Genomic DNA, 18,789 nt, shown 5'->3' with positions numbered 1-18,789 from the left:
TCATGCTCATCCTGTTGCTGGCCATGGCCCTGCTGGTGACCGCGCTCGGCACCATGGGCTGGCTGGGAGAGCAGCGCTGGGCCCAGCGTTACAACGAAGCCTTGCTACAAGGCCAGCGCATTGCGTGGGACAAGCTGCAGAACGAAAACCTGGACCGCCAGGACGCACTGGCGCGCCGCTTGCTGGAGGACACGGCCTTTCGCAATCTGCAAGCGCCCGGCGCAGCGCAGCGCATTGACAGCCTGTTGGCCAACGCCATGCGCCAGACACCCGGGCTTCGCATCGACATCCTGGGGCCAGGCGGCGCCTTGGTGTCTACCACCGAACCAGGCTTTGACCCCCAGCCGCTTGCAGAGTACGGCTGGGTAAAAACCGCGATGGAAGGCGCAGCGGGGGTGGTGCGCGGACTCAGCCAAGTGGCGCCCCGGGAGTACGCCTGGGTGGTGGTGCACGGTTTTGAAGGCGGCGCGCTGGCCATTGGGCAAGACGTGTCGCGGCGCCTGCCGGAGCTTGCAAGCTACCTGGGCGGTGAGATTTTTCTTGTCAACATGCGCGGCAAGGAGACCCTGGGCACCCAACCGGGCTCGCTGGCCGCCACCGGCGCCGTGGTGCCCGTGCGCTCGCCGCAAACATTGATCCTGGCGGTGGATGCCCGCAGCAGCGCCAGCGACCACAGCGCGGACGGCGCGCTGCAACTGATCAGTCAGCCGGTGGTGAACCCGGACAAGCGCGTGGTGGGCGCTCTGGTGTGGATGCAGGACGTCAGCGCCCAGCACCGGTCAGACCGTTTCTTCAATCTCGCCGCCGCAGGCGGCGCGCTGCTGTTTGCGGCGCTGATTGTGATGGGCCTTGCGGCATATATGCAGCACGCCATGGAGCCGTTGACCCGGTCTGTCGGGGTGCTGAAAGCGCTGGCCAGCGGCGCCACCGACGCCTCGCTCGACGACGGCGAAGAGGAGGCAGAAGACGAATCTGGCGCCATCGCCCGCGGGGTGGTGGCCATCCGGTCGGAGTTGTTGAACCTGGAAACCCTGCGACAAGAGCGCATCCGCACGCGACACCAGCAAGAGCGCCTCATTCGCGACCAGCTGCGGTCCCTGGCAGAAAGCCTGGACCCCACCTCCCGTGACGAAATTCTGGCCGCATTGGGCACACGCACCGAAGCACCGGTGGCGCCGCTGGCCGAAGCCCTGCCCCAAAGCTCCACCAACCAGCTGGCCGAACTGGCCGGTATTTTGGGCCGCATGTCGGGTCTGGTCAGCACCCAGCAAAGTCGGTTGCTGAAGCTGCTGCGCGAACTCCAGGCGGCCGTGCAAACCCAAGCCATGCTGGCCAGTCTGCAGCAAGAACTGGAGATTGCGCGGCAGATGCAGCTGTCGATCCTGCCGCGGGCCGCCCCGGATGTGGGCGAGGTAGATATCGCCGCCACCATGATTCCCGCCAAGGAAGTGGGCGGCGATTTTTACGACTATTTCCCCATCGACGACGAACATCTGGCGGTGGTGGTGGCGGATGTGTCCGGCAAGGGCGTGCCGGCAGCGTTTTTCATGGCGATTTCGCGCACGCTGCTCAAGAGCAATGCACTGTTCCTGCGCGTGCCCGGGCCGACGATTGCCGCGCTGAACGACCAGCTGTGTGCCGAGAACGACCAAATGATGTTCGTGACGGTGTTCTACGGCGTGCTGCATCTGCGCAGTGGTCGGCTCACCTACGTCAACGCGGGGCACAACCCGCCGGTGTGGCTGCGGGAGGGCAAAGCCAGCTACCTCGAACGCGGCTCCAACATGGCACTGGCGGTGATGGAAGGGCAGGAATACGTGGAGGGCGAGATCGTGCTGTCGCCCGGCGAAACGCTGCTGCTTTACACCGACGGCGTGACCGAGGCCAACAATGCCGAAGGCACCCTGTTTGGCGAAACCGCCCTGCTGGACGCGATGGAAGCCGTGGGCGCAGACCCGGTGCACAAGGGCCATGCCCGGGGCGTTCCCCAGCGGGTGGTGCAAGCGGTGCGCACCTTTGAAGCGGGTGCCGCGCAGGCTGACGACATCACCGTCGTGGCCATTACCTACCAGGGGGTGCGGTCGTGATGCAGGTGCCTGACGTACCGCAACCGCACGCCCGAGGCGTCGCGCACTTCGCCAATGCAGGCGTAGTCGTCCGCAGCGGCTTGGCGCAGGGCCACAAAGTCGTCGCTGGGCAACAGAATTTCGTCGGCCATGTCGAAGTGCAGTCCGTGGTCAAGGTCGATCATGGCGACATGGCGCTGCAACCCGTCAATGGCGCCTGTCCACGCGATGTGCAGCCCTTGCCGCAGCAGGTTGTGGCGGCTGGAGTGGTTGTGCAGCGACACCATGGCCAGGCACAACGGCCGCCCGCATGCATGGGCCAACGCCAACCGGGCCGCCAGCAGCGCGCGCTGCAGACCGCGCCCGCGCCAGGTCGGCGTGACCATGCAGCTGGACAGGTGTGTGACCTTGGCATGTTGTGCAGAGGGCAAACCAATCAGCGCGCCCAGGTTGTGCGCCGCTCCATCGCAGCCGGGAAAACCCACCATGGCGTAGGCCACCAGGTCACCGTGTGCAAACACCCCAATGGTTTCCCCGCACGGGTCAGTATGGGCGTCAAAAAAGGCCTGTTCGTCGTCTTCCCGAACGTAGAAATCGGGGTGCGGCAGTTCAGCGATCACCCCATCGCGCAGGGCGGACCATGCACCGTAGTCGCCAGCCACCAACGGGCGCACGCGCAGCTCGGGCTGCTGCTCAAACACCACGTGGTGCGGCAGAAACAGGGGGGAACGGTGTATCGACGACAACAAACCAAAGACTCCGACAATGGGCCCGTGAGTGTGCCCCACGATACGGAAGTTGCAAAGAAATACAAAACCGCAAGTCCGCAGGGGCGCACCAGCCCCCGTGCGGACAGCCCCGAGGGACCCTCCCATGAGTGACGCCACCAGCACCGCCAACGCAACTCCGCACATGGACCTTGCCGCCCTGCAACCCCGGCTTCGCCGCGAGTCGCTGGTGTTTGCGGTCATCTTTTCTCTGGCGCTGTTCGGCCTTTCGCTCGTGCTGATTGCATGGCGCACCGAGCAGTTGCTGACCCAGCTGTCTCAAGACCGGGTGGTGCGCCTCATGCAACAGGTGGCGGACGAAGCGGAACGGGGAATGCAGTTTGGTGTGGCCGTGGCAGACCAGACGTCGCTGGTGGAGCGATTGCAGCGTTTGCAATCTGAAGACAAGGCGGTGCGCGCCGTGTTTGTGGAGACCGACCGGGGCGAGCCCATTGCCAGCGCGGGCGACGCGGCATTGCGCAATGGCATCGATGCGCGCTGGAATACGCCGCTGCTGGTCAACGGCCCCGACCACCCGCCCAGCGTGCGCACCACCGCCCGAGCGGTGTTTGTGGGCACCGCCATGTTTGACTCTACCGGCGCACCCGCAGCAACCCTGTGGGCGGCCGTGGACCCCGGCGACGTGCGCAAACAGGCCCATGACGCGGCCCTGAGCATGGTGATCAAGGCCTTGCCCTTGATCGGTTTCACCCTGTTTCTGACCTGGTGGGCGCTGCTGCGCTGGAGCACCCGCGTCATGGACTCGGTACAACCGGCGCACACGGGCACGCGTTCTGCCGGATACGGCAAAGCCCTGTGGTTTGCGTTGTTGCTGGCGGTGGTGGCAGCGCCCTCCAGCATGGTGTGGATCGCCCGCGAGGCGGCGCGCCCGTTTGTGACGTTGCAGATCCAGAGCAATGCCGACGCCGTGGGGCGGACGCTGGCGGGCCAGGTCGCCCGCGCGGTGGCCGCAGGGGTGCCGTGGAGCGGTTTGAGCGGTGTTGATGAGCTTTTCAAGAAACAACTGGCCGAGGCGCCCGAGCTGAGCTATCTGGCTCTGCGCCAGGGCGAAGCACCGGCCACCCATTCGACCTGGGGCGCCGATGTGACGCCCGCACAACGGGGCGCCGGTGCCCATCCGAAGGTCAACGAAGGTGACGACATCTCGCGCCGGGCCGTCGAGGTGGCGGGCGATGGTGGCAGCGTCGTGGTGGGCTACCCCGCCGACTACGTCAACCGCCAACTTGCCGGCATCTTGCTGGACCTGGTGCTGGCGCTGGTGATTGCCGCCGTGCTGGTGCGCGAACTCTCGCGGGGCCTGTGGCGCAAGTCGCTGCTGCACCCGCTTGCGGCCTATGCACAGGCGCGGGGCTGGCAGCATGTGCAGCGCCGCTGGCAGCGGCGCCATGTGGTGGCCCAAGACGCCGCCGCCGCGCATGACCGGGATGCCGCCGAATGCCGCGCGCAACTGCTGGAGGCCGTCGGCCGCACCCAGGGCTCGCCACAAGGCACCACCGCAGTCCCCGCGGCGGTGGCGTCGCAACTGACATTGCTGCGCCTGACGGTGTTTCTGGTGGCGTTGTCCGAAGAGCTGCTGCGCCCCTTCTTCACCGTGTTTGCCAGCGAGGTGCGCCCCTTCGACATGGTGCTGTCACCGACCATGATGGCGGGCCTGCCCGTGGCGGCCTTCATGACCACCTTGGCGTTGGCACAACCCGCGGGCCCGGCACTTGCCAAGCGCTTTGACCTGCGCTGGAGTCTGGTGTTCTCGGCACTGGTCGGCATGTTTGCGCTGGCCGCCACGTCTTGGGCCAAAGATGCCTGGACACTGATTGCGCTGCGCGCCGCTGGCGGTGCCGCTTATGGCCTCGCACTGATCCTGGTGCAAACAGCCATTGTCCGCATCACCCCCCCACAACAACGCGCGCGGGGCCTGGCAGAGGTGGCGGCGGCCATTGTGGCCGCAGGTATCGTGGGGCCCCCGTTTGGCGGAATGATCGCGGCACGCGCGGGCGATGTGGCGGGCTTTGTCACCTGCGCCTTGTGTATGGCCGCCGCGCTGGTGGTGGCCATGCGCCTGTCGCTGGACCGCGTCACGCCAGGTGGCCAGGCCGGGCACCGCGGGTTGGCAACGACCGGTGGCTGGCGGGGCTACTTGGCCGTGTTGCGCGAGCCCCGCGCCATCGCCGTCATTCTGGGCTCCGCCCTGCCAGGGCGGCTGGTGGCCGTCACCGTGCTGGCCGTGGTGGTGCCGCTGTACATGAACGAACTGCAGCAACCGCCTGCGGTGGCGGGCCGGGTATTGCTGTTGTACTTCCTGTGTTTTGCCTCCACCGCGACGCTGGTCGCGCACTGGTCCGATCTGCTGGGGCAGCGCAAGCCGTTCATCGTGTTCGGTGGTGTGCTGAGTGTGCTGGCCTGTTTGTCCCTGCCGCTGCTGGGCGGCGTGTGGGGCATGGCCGCGTGCTGTGCGTTGCTGGGCTTTGGGCAAGCGCTTCAGTCGTCACCGCAAATTGCGCTGACCACCGAGGTTTTTGAACACCGGCCCGATCACAAAGCCTCTGCCACGCCCGAGCAAGCGCTGGCCGCTTTTCGCCTTATTGAGCGGGGCGGAAGCATCGTGGCGCCGTTTGTCACGGCGATTGCGGTCACCGCCTTTGGCTACGCAGGCGCGGTGGTGGCCGTGGGGGGGATTCTCACCGTCGCCACGCTGGGCCTGGTGGCAGGCCTGCGCGTGCCACGCACTCAAGCGCCCGCCTAGAGCCTCTTTTTCGGGACCAGGAGAATTTCATGTCCATCATTTCAAACGCCCTCAGAACCTCGGCCGCCGTGGTGTTGCTGGCCTGCTGCACGGCACATGCGCAACAACAAGCCCCTGCCAGCGCTGCCAGCACAACCAGCGGTGGTGCAGCCGCCGCCGCTACCGCTGCCACGGCGCGCTACACCATTGCCATGGTTTTGCCACGGGACGAGCAAAACATCGAAGCGGGCTTTACGAGCTATCTGCAACGGCAGGACATCCCCGTGCGGTACGTCAACATCCGTTTTTCGGGCAAGGCAGACGACATTGCCGACATGCGCAGTCGGGTGCGCGCCGCCAACCCCGACCTGATCTACGTGTGGGGTACACCCACCGCACTGGCCTTGGCGGGCAAACACGATCAACCCGCGGGCACCTCCATTCGCGACATTCCCATCGTCTTCACAGAGGTGACAGACCCGGTCGGAGCCGGGTTGATCCCGACCCTGGAACAACCCGCGCGCAATGTGACGGGCGTGAGCCACGTGGCACCACTGCCGGTTCAGCTCAATGCCATTCGCGCCTACCGTCCCTTCACCAAACTGGGCTTTCTGCACAACCCCGCCGAGCCCAACTCGGCGCTGATTCGCGACCGGCTGAAAGAGCTGGCCAAAGCGCAGAACTTTGAGGTGGTGGAGGCCAGCCTTCCGTTGCTGCCGGGGGGCGCGCCCGACCCCAGCCAGATTGCGACACAAATCCAAGGCATCGCCCAGCAAGGGGCCGACCTCTTGTACGTGGGGCCGATCACCTTTCTGGCCTACACCCACCGTGATGCCGTCACCACGGCAGCGCTTGAGAACAAGCTCCCGACCTTCTGCGCCACCGAAAGCATCGTGCGGCAGTCCGGCTGCATGTTCGGACTGTTTTCGAATGGCGCCAACATTGGGCGATACGCCGCGTCCATGGCACGGCAGATCCTGGTGGAAAAAAAGCGCACGCAAGACATCCCGGCGTCCACGCTGCAGCGGTTTTCGCTGCTCATCAACATGCGCACAGTGCATGCACTGGGGCTCTATCCGCCCATGCTTTTGCTCAACGTCGCAGAAGTCATCAACGTGGAGGCGCAAGCCGCCAAATAGCGCGCACTGCGCTGCTCCGGCCTCTCGCCGCAGTGCGCTTGCCATGGCACGGCTCGGCGTGTCGGGGCTCCTACAATGCGCCGTTGTCGTTTATCTCCCCCTCATTTCCCATCACAAGGATTGCATCCATGAATCTCGAACAGGAGCACCGCGGCGACATCCTCATCTTGCGACCCTGTGGCCGCCTGGACAGCAGCAGTTCGCCCGAGTTGGAACGCGTTGTCACCGAACAGTTGGAGGCTGGCGTGCAACGTCTTGTGTTCGACTTGTCCTCGCTGGACTACATCAGTTCTGCCGGGTTGCGCGTGATTTTGCTGGCAGGCAAAAGGTTGCGCGCCAGCAAAGGCAAGCTGGTGTTGGTCGGCCTCCAGACCATGGTCCGTGAGGTTTTCGACATGAGCGGATTTCTCAGCCTGTTTGCCATCACGGCAACCCTCGACGAAGGCGTCGCCAAGGTCTAGCCCCGCGGGGATTGGGCGGCGTGCGGGCACACCCCATGGCAGTGCCGCAACCTCAAGCAAGGCGCTGCATCGGCGTCGTCAGCCCACGCCTTCACTTATCTTCACGAGTTTTAGGTGTTTTTGGCCTCTAGCGCTTATGGGATAAGCGCTGGTAGCTATATTTTTTGCAGCACCCGTCAACAGACGGTCTGTGGTTTGTTGCTGTCGCTTCTGCACGACCGCCCGACGGTTCTCCGAGCCAGTTTCCGCTAGATCCGGCCTACGCGTCGGGCGATCACACCAGTCGGGCAGACAGCTCCTCCGCTCGGATTCTGCGTGCTGCTCCGGCACGCCCCTGGTCACTCTCTTTCTTCGCAATCCCCGCACGTTGCTTCCGTTGATGGCCCCCTTCGCGTCGGCCAGCGAAGCGTGTGCAGCGCCTTGCCGTGTCTCCCAGTGACACGCCTGCGCGTTCACCCCATCCGCCTGCCGATTGTTTCCAGAACTAGAACAGTCAGTTTGCGACGAGGTAGTTTTTCTCTGAACACCCCCGGCGTACAGTTCAACCCATCGATGAGCCGAACCCGCAAGGCGACTCACCGAACCCGGGTTGCAGCAGTTTTCGATGTCGCTTCTTCCCGGCTTTTTTGAGACGCTTTTTTAACTTCCAGGATTTATCAATCATGAACACCACCGCACGTTTCCTCTCCATCGCCGCTGTTGCTGCTTTCGCTTCTTTCGGCGCCCAGGCTGACGAGGCTGACTCTTCGCAGTTCGCCCTGAAGTTCGATACGAACCGCACCCGCGCTGAAGTGGCTGCTGAAGCCGCCACCGTCGCCCAGACCCGCTCCATCGAGCCGGCAGGTTCGCGTGTGGTGACTTACAAGTCGACGGTTGACCGTGATGTTGTGCGCGCCGACGCTGCTGCGCAAGCCATGCGCACCGGCCGCGTTGGCCCCGCCGAAGGCGGTTGATTCAACGGATTGAATCCAAGGCTTAGCACTTCCCGTATTCCAGATACCTCGTCCCCCATTTTTGAATTTCACCGGAGTTTCACCATGAACAAGACCGCACGTTTCCTCTCTCTCGCCGCTGTTGCCGCTTTCGCTTCTTTTGGCGCCCAAGCTGACGAAGCCGACGCTTCGCAGTTCGCTACGAAGTTCGAAACCAGCCGCACCCGCGCTGAAGTGATGGCTGAAGCCTCCACCGTGTCGCAAACCAGCGGCGCCATCCCGGTTGGTTCGCGTGCTCTGGTCTACACCTCCACGGCTGACCGCAGCGCCGTGAACGCCCAGGCCGTGGACGCACTGCGCACTGGAAAGATCTCGTCCGGCGAAATCGGCTCGCTGTAACCCGCCGACTTCTCGCTGCAGCTCGCACTGCAGCGACTCCGACAAAAGGCCGGGGCTCCGAAAGGAGCCCCGGCCTTTTGCGCATTTCAGGCACCAAAAAAATCTGTGCGACCGCGTCAAATCGAAACAGACCTTACATCTGGAGCCAGAAAACCCGTCCATAGAATGCCCGCGCGACATTGGCAATCCGCTCCCAAATCGTCACCCCAATCAACCCGAACGTTTCATGATCAACGCTGCCGCGCTGTCCAAAGCCACTGCCCTCCTTGCTGAACTCAGAACCAGCCGTCAATTCGACGGCTACAAGGCATGGGGCGTCAACAACGTGGAGCTTGCCAATCAATTGGGCGAGAGAGTCAGCGGTGGAAGCACCTCTTGGCCCAACCAAGGAGGCACCAGCCTGTGCGGACCTGCAGCTTTCATGTTCTGTCTAATTCACGACCGGCCCGACCTCTATGTGGGGCACATCATCGATTTGTGGGCAGGCCGGCCTGCCACCCTGGGGCAGCGCAGTGTCAGGCCCAGCGCCCAAGTCCGAACCACGGCAGAAACTACGGCGCCAAACTCACAGCAAACATTGCCCGCAGCAGCCAATATCAATGCAGTGGACTGGATCAGCATGGCAAGCCTGCGCAACGACAGCCCCGACCTGAATCCCTTCGCGGACTACGACCATCCGAGTGCGACCGTGTCTGCAATCACCCGTCCCAGATACATGCAAGGTTGGTTCCATGCTGCAGGCGCCACCACCTTGCTAGACAACACCAATGAAATTGTTCCGCTTGCAGATTGGAATGAGTTGCTGGAGCTGGCGCCCTACCAGGCCAGTGGATGGGTGGTCATGCTGGTTTCCGCGGCAATGTTTCAGGGAGCGGGTGGCAACACCTACAAAAATCACTGGGTGGTGCTGAACGGCCCGATTTCGGTCAACGGCAGGCCCATCAGCAGCTACAACAAGACCAACAAACCCGACCTTGAAACAGCCTCGATCCAGGCCAGGGTGTTCACGTGGGGGAATGAGTCGCAGGGCCTGGCCACCACCAAGTCGCTGCCCCATCTGTCGCATTTTCTCAAGTGCTTCCACGGTGGCATTGCCTTTTCATCCATTCCGTAACCGCCTTGCAGGATCGCTTCATGCCCCCGCTCCTTCACGCTCTCGCCCGCTCTTCTTCAGCGAAAGCTTGGCGACTCCGTGCCATTGCTAGTGCCATGGCGTTACTGGTCGGCTCGAGCGTGCATGCCGCTACCCTTCTACCCGACCAAACAGCACGCGCATCGTCGCCGCCAGGGGACATGCAGGGTACCAGCGTCCAGCCCACGCGGCTGGAGTCAGCAGGTGCCCTCAACAACGAGTACAGGAGTCAGCAGCTTGTTTTTTCGCCCAAGGGCGATCGGTTCGCTCATGTGCATGACCGCGGGCTGGAGCTGTGGCAAACCCAACCGCTCAAGCGACTGACCAGCGTTCAGGAGACATCAGGGCTCGGTATTCGCCAAGTGCAATTCAATCCCCACGGCCAACTGAACTACATCGATGGCCGCCGACACGCGTGGGTCACATCGGATCTACAGCGTGGTCTGGGCGGCAAGGCGGATCTCATCAGCCCGGATGGCCGCTATGCCGTACGTACCGGACTGCGCGAGGGCGAAGATGGTTTTGCACCACAGTTTTACAACGCAACGAGCGATGTGTACGACCTGCTGGAACAACGCAGCGTATGCCAGTTTCCGGCCATTGGCTGGGTGACGAACGCAGCATTCACGGCCAACTGGTTTGCAGTTCAATTGGCAATCACAGGCCCTCAGCCGCCCAAGCCATTGGCTCTGTGCGAGATGGCTACAGGACGTGCCCTCATCATGCCGTTCGGCGATGCTCGCACTATCACGCCCACCCTGGACCCACAAGGTCGCTGGCTGATGGTGCATGCGAGCGGTTCTCGCTTGTTGGGATTGTCGGACTGGCAAGAAAGCAAACTCTTTGCGCTGCCTCTTGCGCAAAGCGCTTTCGCAAAAAATCCCAACAACGAGCCCTATCCGTGCGCCGAGCTGCCGTGTGGCCAGCCCGCGCCCAAGCCGGTGGCGGCTTTGCCCGAGGCGAAGCCGGTGGTGTCGCCCGACGGCACTTGGCTGGCCGTGTGGGGCAACGACCAAACCGTCAGGCTGCATAAAAGTCCGGATATGCAGCAAGTGGCCTTGCTTGCACATGGGCCCTACCACGGGAGCATCAACCAAAGCACTGGGGGGCGCCGGGCCGTTTTCTCAGCCAACAGCCGCTGGATGGGGCTGCAGGCAGGCCGCCAGTTGTATCGGTTAGATCTTCAAAACAACCCCTTGCGCCTGCAAGAGCTGACGCCGCCTGCGGGCGACTTCGAACTGCAAGGTATCTCCAGTGACGGCCAATACTGGTTGCTGCTGCACCACCTCGGCCCCCAACTGCCTTTGCAAGGCGTCTTGTGGCGTGCAACGCCTTGATGTCAGCCGAAAACAGCATGGCGAGCGGCTGCACCTGTTTTTTGACATTCGGCCTGATCGGCAAACGAAAAAGGCTTCCAACTGGGAAGCCCTTTTGCCAACATACGCCGCCAGAGAAGCGCTGACACCGCGCCTTAGCGCGGCATCTCCGCCTTCAACCAGCGTCTCTCATCCAGCTACTTGCCAGCCCGAGCCTGCGCCACGGCGCCCTGCACGTCTTTCCACAGCGCTTCGCCCACGTTGGTCGCAATGCTGGCGTTCACGGCTCCCAGCTTTTCACGCATGCGGTTGGCTTCGGCGGCGGGCAGTTCGTTGACCTGCATGCCCTTGCCCTTCAGATCAGCCAGCGCCTTGTCGGCTTCGGCGCGGGTGTCCTGGCGCTCGAAGTCGCGGCTCTTCTTGGCGGCGTCGAGCAATACCTTCTGCTCGGCTTTGGACAGGCCGTCCCAGTACTTCTTGCTGACCAGCACGATCCAGGGGCTGTAGACGTGGTTGGTGACGGTGAGGTACTTTTGCACCTCATAGAACTTGCTCGACAAAATCGTGTTGTACGGGTTCTCCTGGCCGTCCACCGTCTTGGTTTCCAGCGCGCTGAACAGTTCGGAGAACGGCAGCGGAACAGCATTGGCGCCCAGGGTCTTGAAGCTGTCGAGGAACACGTTGTTCTGCATCACGCGCAGCTTGACGCCGTCCATGTCCTCCAGTTTGTTGATGGGGCGCTTGCTGTTGGTCAGGTTGCGAAACCCGTTCTCCCAGTACACCAGGCCAACCAGGCCTTTTTCCTGCAGCTTGTCCATCACCTTCTGGCCCACGGGGCCGTCCAGCACGGCATCCGCCTCTTTGACGTTGTTGAACAGAAACGGGGTGTCCCAGATCGCCATTTCTTTGGTGATGCCCACCAGCGTGGCGGTGGAGCCGACCATCATTTCCTGCGCGCCACCGATCAGCGCTTGCTGCATCTGCACGTCCGAGCCCAGCGCGGCGGCGCCGATGGCACGTATCTTCATCTTGCCGCCCGAGGCTTTTTCGACCTCTTCGGCAAACAGCTTGGTGGCGCGGCCCTGGTTGGACACTTCATTGAGCCCATAACCAAAGCGGATGATGCGCGGCTTGAAGTCCTGGGCGGCGGCCTGGAACGACGCGGCAAGGGCGGCCACCGACAAGGCGGCCAGCAGGGTACGACGGAAGGTTTTCATGGTTGTCTCCATTTATGGGTGAGGAAAGGGGAAAGGAACAGGGAAAGAGCCGAAACAAAGGGGAACAAGGCAACGGGAGGACTGCTTCATTTCAGCCATTGCACAGGCGCGATCACGATCTGCGGAAAAACCACCAGCAGCGCCATGATCACCACGTAGGTCAACAAAAACGGGTTCACGCCGCGGATGACGGTGGGCATGGAAATGCGCCCCACGCCGGCCACCACGTTCAACACCGTGCCGACGGGCGGCGTCACCAGGCCAATGGCGCCGTTGAGCACAAACATCAGGCCGAAGTACACCGGATCGATGCCCGCCTTGACGGCAATCGGCAGCATGACGGGCGCAAAGATCAGGATGGTGGGCGTGAGGTCCAGCGCGGTGCCGATGAGCACCAGCACGATCATCATCACCGCCATCAACAGGCGCGGGTTTTCTACCAGCGGGCCGAGCCAGCCGGTCAGCACGCTGGGCAGGTCGGCCAGCGTGATCATGTAGCTGGCCACCTGCGCGCCTGCACACAGAAACATCACGATGGAGGTCGTCTTGGCCGCACGCACCAGCACGCCATAAATCTCCGCGACCCGGAGTTCGCGGTGGATGAACAGTGCCACCGCCAGCGCGTAGAAAGCCGCCACCACGGCCGCCTCGGTGGGCGTAAAGATGCCGGACTTCATGCCGCCGATGATGATGACCGGCATCAGCAGCGCCCAGAAGGCCTTGCCGGTGACCCTCAGGCGTTGGCGCATGGGCAGCGGTGCAGGGCCTGCGGGCAGCACCATGTCGCGCAGCACCCAGCGCCAGGCACAGATGAGACCGGCGCCCATCAGCAAACCGGGCACGATGCCTGAGATGAACAACGCTGAGATCGACGTGTTGGTGGTTACACCATAGATCACGAACGCCATCGACGGCGGAATGATCGGGCCGATGACGCTGCCTGCCGCGATCAGCCCTGCAGATGAATCCACCGGGTAGCCGTTCTTGCGCATCATGGGCAGCAAGATGGAAGACATGGCGGCGGCATCGGCCAGGGCTGAGCCCGACATGGCCGACAGCAACACCGCCGCGCCAATGGCCACGTAGCCCAGGCCGCCGCGAATGTGCCCCACCCAGGCCTGTGCCATGTCGATGATGCGGCGGCTGATGCCGCCCGAGTTCATCAACTCACCCGCCAGAATGAAGAACGGCACGGCCAGCAGCGGAAAGCTGTCCACCCCCGCCACCAGGTTCTGGGCCAACAACTGCGTGTCCCAGAAATCCAGCACCCAGGCCATGCCCGCACCGGTGAGCACCAGGGCCAGGCCCATGTTCATGCCTGTGCTCATCAGCAGCAGCATGCCCACCGAGAAAACGAGAAACGCTTGTGCTTCTGCACCCATGACCATCACTCCAGCTCAGCGCCGTGACCGAGGTCCAGCGGCTTGCGTTGAATCAGTTCCACCAGCGCCATCGCGCCAATGGCGACGGCGCACAAAAGTGCGGGTAGCGGCAACAACGCCGCCGAGTAGCCCAGCACCACAGAGTGGCTGTCCATGCCCACCACCACTTGCTGCCAAGCGCCCCAGGCCAGCATGGCGCAGGCGGCAATCACCAGCAGGCGGATCACCGCCGTGAGCACACCAAACGCCACCGGGCGCCGCGCCACCAAACCCGCCAGGGACGTGAACGCCATGTGCTCGCCCGCCGGGTACGCCGCAGCGGCGCCGATGAACACCATCCATACGAAGAGCAGGCGCGACAGTTCTTCACTGGCCACCACGCCACTGCCAAAGCCATAGCGCAGCACCACATTGACGAACACCGAAACGGCCATCACACCCAGGCAGCCGGCCATCAGCACCTGGGCCAGCTTCTCGAACCGGGTGACTGGACGGGGCGTGGCAACAGAAGAATCCGTGGGCGTACTCATGCAGCCTCCGTCGCGGCGATCCAGGCCGAGGCCTGTTGTTGAAGGGTTGCGAGGTCGGTCATTGCATCCAGCCGCAGCACGCCGGGCTCGCCCACGGGCGATTGCAGCGTGGCGAACTGGCTGTCTACCAGTGCGGACGAAAAGAAATGGGTGCCAGCGCGCGCCGCCACCCGCTGGCCTGCGCTGTCACGGTCGATGTCCAGAAAAACAAACCGCAGGCCGGGGCAGGCGCTGCGCAGCCGGTCCCGGTAAGCCTTCTTGAGGGCCGAGCAGGTCAGCACCACACCGTGCGGCTGCGCCTGCAGCAGTTCGCCCAGCGTGCCCAGCCAACCGTCGCGGTCGGCGTCGGTCAGCGCAATGCCCTGCCGCATCTTTTCGCGGCTGGCGGGACTGTGGTGGTCATCCCCCTCGATCAGGGGCAGGCTCTCGGCCCGCGCCAGAGCAGACCCAAGGCTGGACTTGCCGCAGCCAGCCACACCCATGACCACCAGAAACACCGTTGACGGCAAAACACTCATATTGGTAGCGCTATCCAAACAACCCGTAAAAAAGGCATCCTCACCGGATGCCGCCCAAACTGTGGCAATTGCTGCAACTTCGTCCAGAATGGCAAGCGTTGCCTTGCTCCATCGTTTGGACAGCGCTATCCTAACCAGATCAACTGCCTCCCCCATGAGGGTTAACCCTTGAGCAAACCCGAGACAAAACGCCGCTCCAGCGGCCGCACCACCCTGAGCGATGTGGCCAAGGCCGCAGGGGTGAGCCCCATCACCGCATCCCGCGCGCTGCGTGGCGAACGCGGTGTGGCGCAAGAGCTGGTGCAGCGCGTGAAAGACGCCGCCGCGCAACTGGGATACGTGCCCGACCCCGCCGCGCGCGCACTGGCATCACAGCGCAGCGTGCAGGTGCCCGTGCTGGTGCCGCTGTTGTCCAACGCGCTGTTTGTGGACGTGCTCGAAGCCGTACACCGCACCCTCTTCCCGCATGGCTACCAGGCGCTGATTGGCGTGACGCATTACGACCCGCAGGAAGAAGAACAGCTGCTGCGCACCTACCTGGCGCACCGCCCGGCGGGGCTGCTGGTGACGGGTTTTGACCGCACCGAGACATCGCGCCAGATGATTGCCGCGAGCGGCGTGCCCTGCGTGCACCTGATGGAAATGACGCCCGCGCCCGGCGTCTACTGCGTGGGCTTTTCGCAGCAGGATGCGGGCCACAGCATGACGGCCCACCTGCTGGCACGCGGCTACAAAAACATCGCCTTCGTGGCCGCCCAGCTGGACCCGCGCACCATGCAGCGCGCCGAAGGCTACCGCCGCTGCCTGCGCGAGGCGGGGTTGTACGACCCGCGGCGGGAGCTGTTAAGCCCCCAGCCTTCTTCCATCCGCCTGGGCGCCGAGCTGCTGGAAGAAGTGCTGCGCACCCGGCCCGGCGTGGATGCCGTGTTTTTCTGCAATGACGATCTGGCCCAGGGCGGTCTGCTGGCGGCCCACCGCCTGGGCTTGGCCGTGCCCGGCCGCGTGGCCATTGCGGGGTTTAACGACCTGGCAGGCAGCGAGCAGATGCTGCCGCCGCTGACCACCGTGCGCACCCCGCGCTCTGCCATTGGCGAGGCCAGTGCGCAGATGCTGCTGTCGCTGATGCGGGGCGAGGTGCCGGAGAAGAATTCGGTGAATCTGGGTTTTGAGCTGACGGTGCGGGCGAGCACCTGAGCCATACCGGGCAGACCCCGCGACGCCGCAGCGGGCATCCGGACGAAAGCGCAAAGGATTCTTTGAGTGTTTTCGGGCTCTAGCGTTTGATAGATAAGCGCTGGCAGCTATTGTTTTTGCAAAGCTTTAAAGCAGTGTCGGGGCTTCATCACCGCAAGAAGGGTAGGCGTCGGTGCAAACGCCCAGCCGGTGCATGATCCATTCACCCCGCGCGTCTTTCAGCATCGCGTTCCAGGTCGAAAAACTGGACACGCGCCGAATGAACCTCTCCCAGTCGTCGTCCGGTGTTTTCTCCAGAAACACAACCTGCTCAGGAACAAACGCGCTGGCACGCAGCAGCGCACCGAAATCCGGGAACCTGGTGTGCTTGGCCACAAAACCGGGCGTGAGCAGTTCGTCCACTGGAATGAAAACAGCCCGGCTGGCGGGCCTTTGTGGATCAACGCGGGGCAACCGGTGGTTCAGGGGCAATACGTTCGCTTGGACGCGTGGCATGGGGGCTCTCCAAGTCTTGGGCGCTGGCATAGGCAAATGCAACGCTGCACCCATGGTGACTGCAAGAGCGCATGGCATCTGTGCGGTGTCGCACCGACCATGCAGAAACTATCAAAAAGATAGCTAACAGCGCTTATCCTATAAGCGCTATCGGCCAAAAACACCCAAACTTCAATAGCGTCAGGCGCGCGCCAGCGCCCGCTCCGACGACGCCTTCATCTCCTTGCGCAACTGCACCGCGTCCCGCGCCTGGTTGGGTGCCGATGCATCGATGCGGAACACCTGCACCGTCTCCGTCATCGACTGCGCCTGTCCGTTGAGCTGCATGGCAGACGCTGCGTTTTTCTCCACCAGCGCGGCGTTCTGTTGGGTGATCGTGTCCAGCTGCGCCACGGCAGAATTGACTTGCGAGATGCCGCTGAGCTGTTCGTTCGATGCGCTGTGGATCTCGCCGATCAGCGTGTTCACGCGGCGCACCAGCTCCAGCGATTCGGTCATGGTTTTCTGGGCAGCGTCGGTCTTTTGGTGGCCTTCGCTGACCTTGGTGGCCGAGTCGTCGATGAGCTGGCGGATCTCCTTGGCGGCCGACAGGGTGCGGTGCGACAGGCTGCGCACTTCAGACGCCACCACGGCAAAACCTCGGCCTTGTTCACCCGCCCGCGCTGCCTCTACTGCAGCGTTCAGCGCAAGGATGTTCGTCTGAAACGCGATGGAGTCGATCAGCTGCGTGATCTCGCTGATGCGGCCCGACGCCGTCTGAATCTGCTTCATGGTGCTGGCCACGCCGTCCACGGCTTCGCTGCTGCGCTCGGTCACTTGGGTCGCCTGCGTCGCCAACACCGTGGCCTGGCGGGCGGATTCGGCGGTCTGCTTGACGGTGCCGGTGATCTCTTCCATCGACGCTGCCGTCTGCTCCAGGTTGCTGGCCTGGGCTTCGGTGCGGGACGACAGGTCCTGGTTGCCCTGCGCGATCTCGCGGGTGGACACCTGCATGTTTTCGCTCTCCTGGCGCGCATCGCGCACGATGGACAGCAGGTTCACGTTGAGCTGGCCCAGCGCTTTTTGCAGGTGGCCCACGGTGTCGGTGCGCGATGCGGCAATTTTCTGCGTGAGGTCGCCCGCCGCCATGCGGTTGGCCCAGCGCAGCATCTGCGCCAACGGCGCCACGGTGACCTGGTGCAGGTACACCGCCATGCCCAGCGCCAGCAGCACCACCCCCAGCCATGCAGCGCCCGAGCCCAGCGTCAACGTGTGGCCGCCCACCAGCGCGGCGCACCACGCGGCGACCACCAGCGCCAGCGTGCAGGCCATCATCTTGCCCATGGCGCCCAGTTGCAGCACGCCCGACAGCTTGCCCCACAGGTTGTTTTTGACCAGCACCCCAGCGCGCAGGGCGTGCACCAGCTGGCCGGCCTGTTTTTCGGCCTGCATTTGTTTGTAGAGCGCATCAGCCGCCTGGATCTGCTCGCGCGTGGCTTCGGTGCGCACCGACATGTATCCGCTGGGCTGGTCGCCCTGCATCAGCGGGGTGACGTTGGCCATCACCCAGTAAAACGTGCCGTCCTTGCGCCGGTTCTTGACCGGGGCAGACCAGGGCGTGCCATTGGAGATGGTGTGCCACATGTCGCGGTACGCCTCTTCGGGCATGTCGGGGTGGCGAACGATGTTGTGGGGCTGGCCCAAAAGCTCTTCTTTTTCGTACCCGCTGACCTCGATGAACATCGGGTTGCAGTACAGGATGCGGCCCTTGAGATCGGTGGTGGACACCAGCGTCTGGCCTTTGGGAAACGCATATTCCTGCGTGCTGACGGGGAGATTGACGCGCATGGGAAACCCTTCCTTGTAGATGCCTCGTCACTCCAGAACCGGGTAACACGGCAGTAGAAAACCCGAAAACATCGCATGTCGAAATTTCATCATTTGAAACAACAACGTGGTGCAAGAGCGCGCATTCGCCAATTTGGTGCGTAACACCAACAGCGTGCACGAACCTTGATGCGCCGCACCAAATTGGGAGCAGTGTCGAATCCTGACTTCAATTTTGATAGCTATCAACGCTTTATGGAAAAGCGTTAGCGGCATCTTTGACTTAAATCAAGAGTCGCCCAAACTTGGCACAGGCATTGCTTGATATGCACCACGGCCAACGCTGGCCGTGTGTCAGCCCGGTGCAATGGCGGATTGGGCGAACAGGACGTTGGCGTCTTCATGGAGTGCGATGTGGCTGCAAAGCCTGCGCGGTCCGTGCAGGCGCTTTTTTGTTTTCTGGCCGGGCGAAGAACCTGTTGACGACGTGGTTCCCAAGCCCTTTGCACTTCATCTCTCATGCTTCAATTTCGCGAATTCCTCAAGTCCGGCCATGCGCCCACGCTGTGGTCGTCGTTTCTGTATTTCGGCTTTTCGTGTGCGATCTGGGTGATCAATGGCGCCATGGCGCCGTTCATTCAGGAGAGTTTTTCGCTCACGCCCACGCAGATGGGGATGATGCTGTCCATCCCCAT

General features: G+C 63.2%; 16 protein-coding genes. 9 read left to right on the top strand and 7 right to left on the bottom strand.

All coding sequences use genetic code 11. The annotated features are described in order from the left end of the window. Positions 1 to 2: 2 nt before the first annotated feature. A complete protein-coding gene (locus ACK41V_RS17745) occupies positions 3 to 2,087 on the top strand; it encodes a PP2C family protein-serine/threonine phosphatase (RefSeq protein WP_409784213.1) in 2,085 nt (694 codons plus the stop codon). Here ACK41V_RS17745 and ACK41V_RS17740 read toward each other — a convergent pair. Continuing rightward, on the bottom strand, positions 2,066 to 2,812 hold the full coding sequence (locus ACK41V_RS17740; protein ID WP_409784211.1) for a GNAT family N-acetyltransferase: 747 nt from the start codon (positions 2,810 to 2,812) through the stop codon (positions 2,066 to 2,068). The two genes, ACK41V_RS17745 and ACK41V_RS17740, sit on opposite strands and share 22 nt — an antisense overlap. A gap of 127 nt (positions 2,813 to 2,939) precedes the next feature. On the opposite strand from ACK41V_RS17740, the gene ACK41V_RS17735 reads away from it, so the two are divergent. The 7 genes from ACK41V_RS17735 to ACK41V_RS17705 all read left to right on the top strand — a co-directional run bounded on the left by ACK41V_RS17735 (position 2,940) and on the right by ACK41V_RS17705 (position 10,973). Beyond that, a complete protein-coding gene (locus ACK41V_RS17735; protein WP_409784209.1) occupies positions 2,940 to 5,594 on the top strand; it encodes an MFS transporter in 2,655 nt (884 codons plus the stop codon). A gap of 29 nt (positions 5,595 to 5,623) precedes the next feature. Beyond that, positions 5,624 to 6,712, top strand: a complete 1,089-nt coding sequence (locus tag ACK41V_RS17730; protein ID WP_409784207.1) for an ABC transporter substrate-binding protein — start codon at positions 5,624 to 5,626, stop codon at positions 6,710 to 6,712. Positions 6,713 to 6,840: 128 nt separating this feature from the next. Then, entirely contained in the window at positions 6,841 to 7,173 is a 333-nt protein-coding gene (locus ACK41V_RS17725) for an STAS domain-containing protein (RefSeq protein ID WP_409784205.1), read from the top strand. A 662-nt stretch (positions 7,174 to 7,835) separates the two neighbouring features. Further along, a complete protein-coding gene (locus ACK41V_RS17720; protein ID WP_409784203.1) occupies positions 7,836 to 8,126 on the top strand; it encodes a DUF4148 domain-containing protein in 291 nt (96 codons plus the stop codon). An 84-nt stretch (positions 8,127 to 8,210) separates the two neighbouring features. After that, positions 8,211 to 8,504, top strand: a complete 294-nt coding sequence (locus tag ACK41V_RS17715; protein WP_409784202.1) for a DUF4148 domain-containing protein — start codon at positions 8,211 to 8,213, stop codon at positions 8,502 to 8,504. Between the two features lie 226 nt (positions 8,505 to 8,730). Then, positions 8,731 to 9,618 (top strand): hypothetical protein, encoded by an 888-nt coding sequence (locus tag ACK41V_RS17710; protein WP_409784200.1) that lies wholly within the window; start codon positions 8,731 to 8,733, stop codon positions 9,616 to 9,618. A 5-nt stretch (positions 9,619 to 9,623) separates the two neighbouring features. Beyond that, positions 9,624 to 10,973 carry a hypothetical protein gene (locus tag ACK41V_RS17705; RefSeq protein ID WP_409784199.1) on the top strand — a complete coding sequence of 450 codons (1,350 nt, stop codon included), beginning with the start codon at positions 9,624 to 9,626 and terminating at the stop codon, positions 10,971 to 10,973. A gap of 176 nt (positions 10,974 to 11,149) precedes the next feature. Here ACK41V_RS17705 and ACK41V_RS17700 read toward each other — a convergent pair whose 3' ends face one another. The 4 genes from ACK41V_RS17700 to ACK41V_RS17685 form a co-directional block, all read right to left on the bottom strand. Beyond that, entirely contained in the window at positions 11,150 to 12,169 is a 1,020-nt protein-coding gene (locus ACK41V_RS17700) for a TRAP transporter substrate-binding protein (RefSeq protein WP_409784198.1), read from the bottom strand. Positions 12,170 to 12,255: 86 nt separating this feature from the next. Next, entirely contained in the window at positions 12,256 to 13,551 is a 1,296-nt protein-coding gene (locus tag ACK41V_RS17695) for a TRAP transporter large permease (protein WP_409784197.1), read from the bottom strand. A 5-nt stretch (positions 13,552 to 13,556) separates the two neighbouring features. Then, positions 13,557 to 14,081, bottom strand: a complete 525-nt coding sequence (locus ACK41V_RS17690) for a TRAP transporter small permease (RefSeq protein ID WP_409784196.1) — start codon at positions 14,079 to 14,081, stop codon at positions 13,557 to 13,559. Then, positions 14,078 to 14,563 (bottom strand): gluconokinase, encoded by a 486-nt coding sequence (locus ACK41V_RS17685; RefSeq protein WP_409784235.1) that lies wholly within the window; start codon positions 14,561 to 14,563, stop codon positions 14,078 to 14,080. The genes ACK41V_RS17690 and ACK41V_RS17685 overlap by 4 nt, the downstream gene beginning before the upstream one ends. Positions 14,564 to 14,767: 204 nt before the next feature. Here ACK41V_RS17685 and ACK41V_RS17680 point away from each other — a divergent pair, with 204 nt between their 5' ends. Then, the gene (locus tag ACK41V_RS17680) at positions 14,768 to 15,793 is read left to right on the top strand and encodes a LacI family DNA-binding transcriptional regulator (protein WP_409784194.1); all 1,026 of its coding nucleotides are present in this window, start codon (positions 14,768 to 14,770) and stop codon (positions 15,791 to 15,793) included. Positions 15,794 to 15,919: 126 nt separating this feature from the next. On the opposite strand, the gene ACK41V_RS17675 is transcribed toward ACK41V_RS17680, so the two are convergent. Together ACK41V_RS17675 and ACK41V_RS17670 are read right to left on the bottom strand one after the other, a co-directional pair. Then, positions 15,920 to 16,288, bottom strand: coding sequence for a hypothetical protein (locus ACK41V_RS17675; RefSeq protein ID WP_409784192.1), 369 nt, complete (start codon positions 16,286 to 16,288; stop codon positions 15,920 to 15,922). Positions 16,289 to 16,468: 180 nt separating this feature from the next. Beyond that, complete coding sequence (locus ACK41V_RS17670; protein ID WP_409784190.1) at positions 16,469 to 18,115, bottom strand: methyl-accepting chemotaxis protein; 1,647 nt, start codon at positions 18,113 to 18,115, stop codon at positions 16,469 to 16,471. Positions 18,116 to 18,789: the final 674 nt, after the last annotated feature.

It is taken from the genome of Acidovorax sp., assembly GCF_046291265.1.
Classification (GTDB): domain Bacteria; phylum Pseudomonadota; class Gammaproteobacteria; order Burkholderiales; family Burkholderiaceae_C; genus Acidovorax.
Note: the sequence above shows the minus strand (reverse complement) of the source record. Positions and strands in the feature narration are given on the sequence as shown.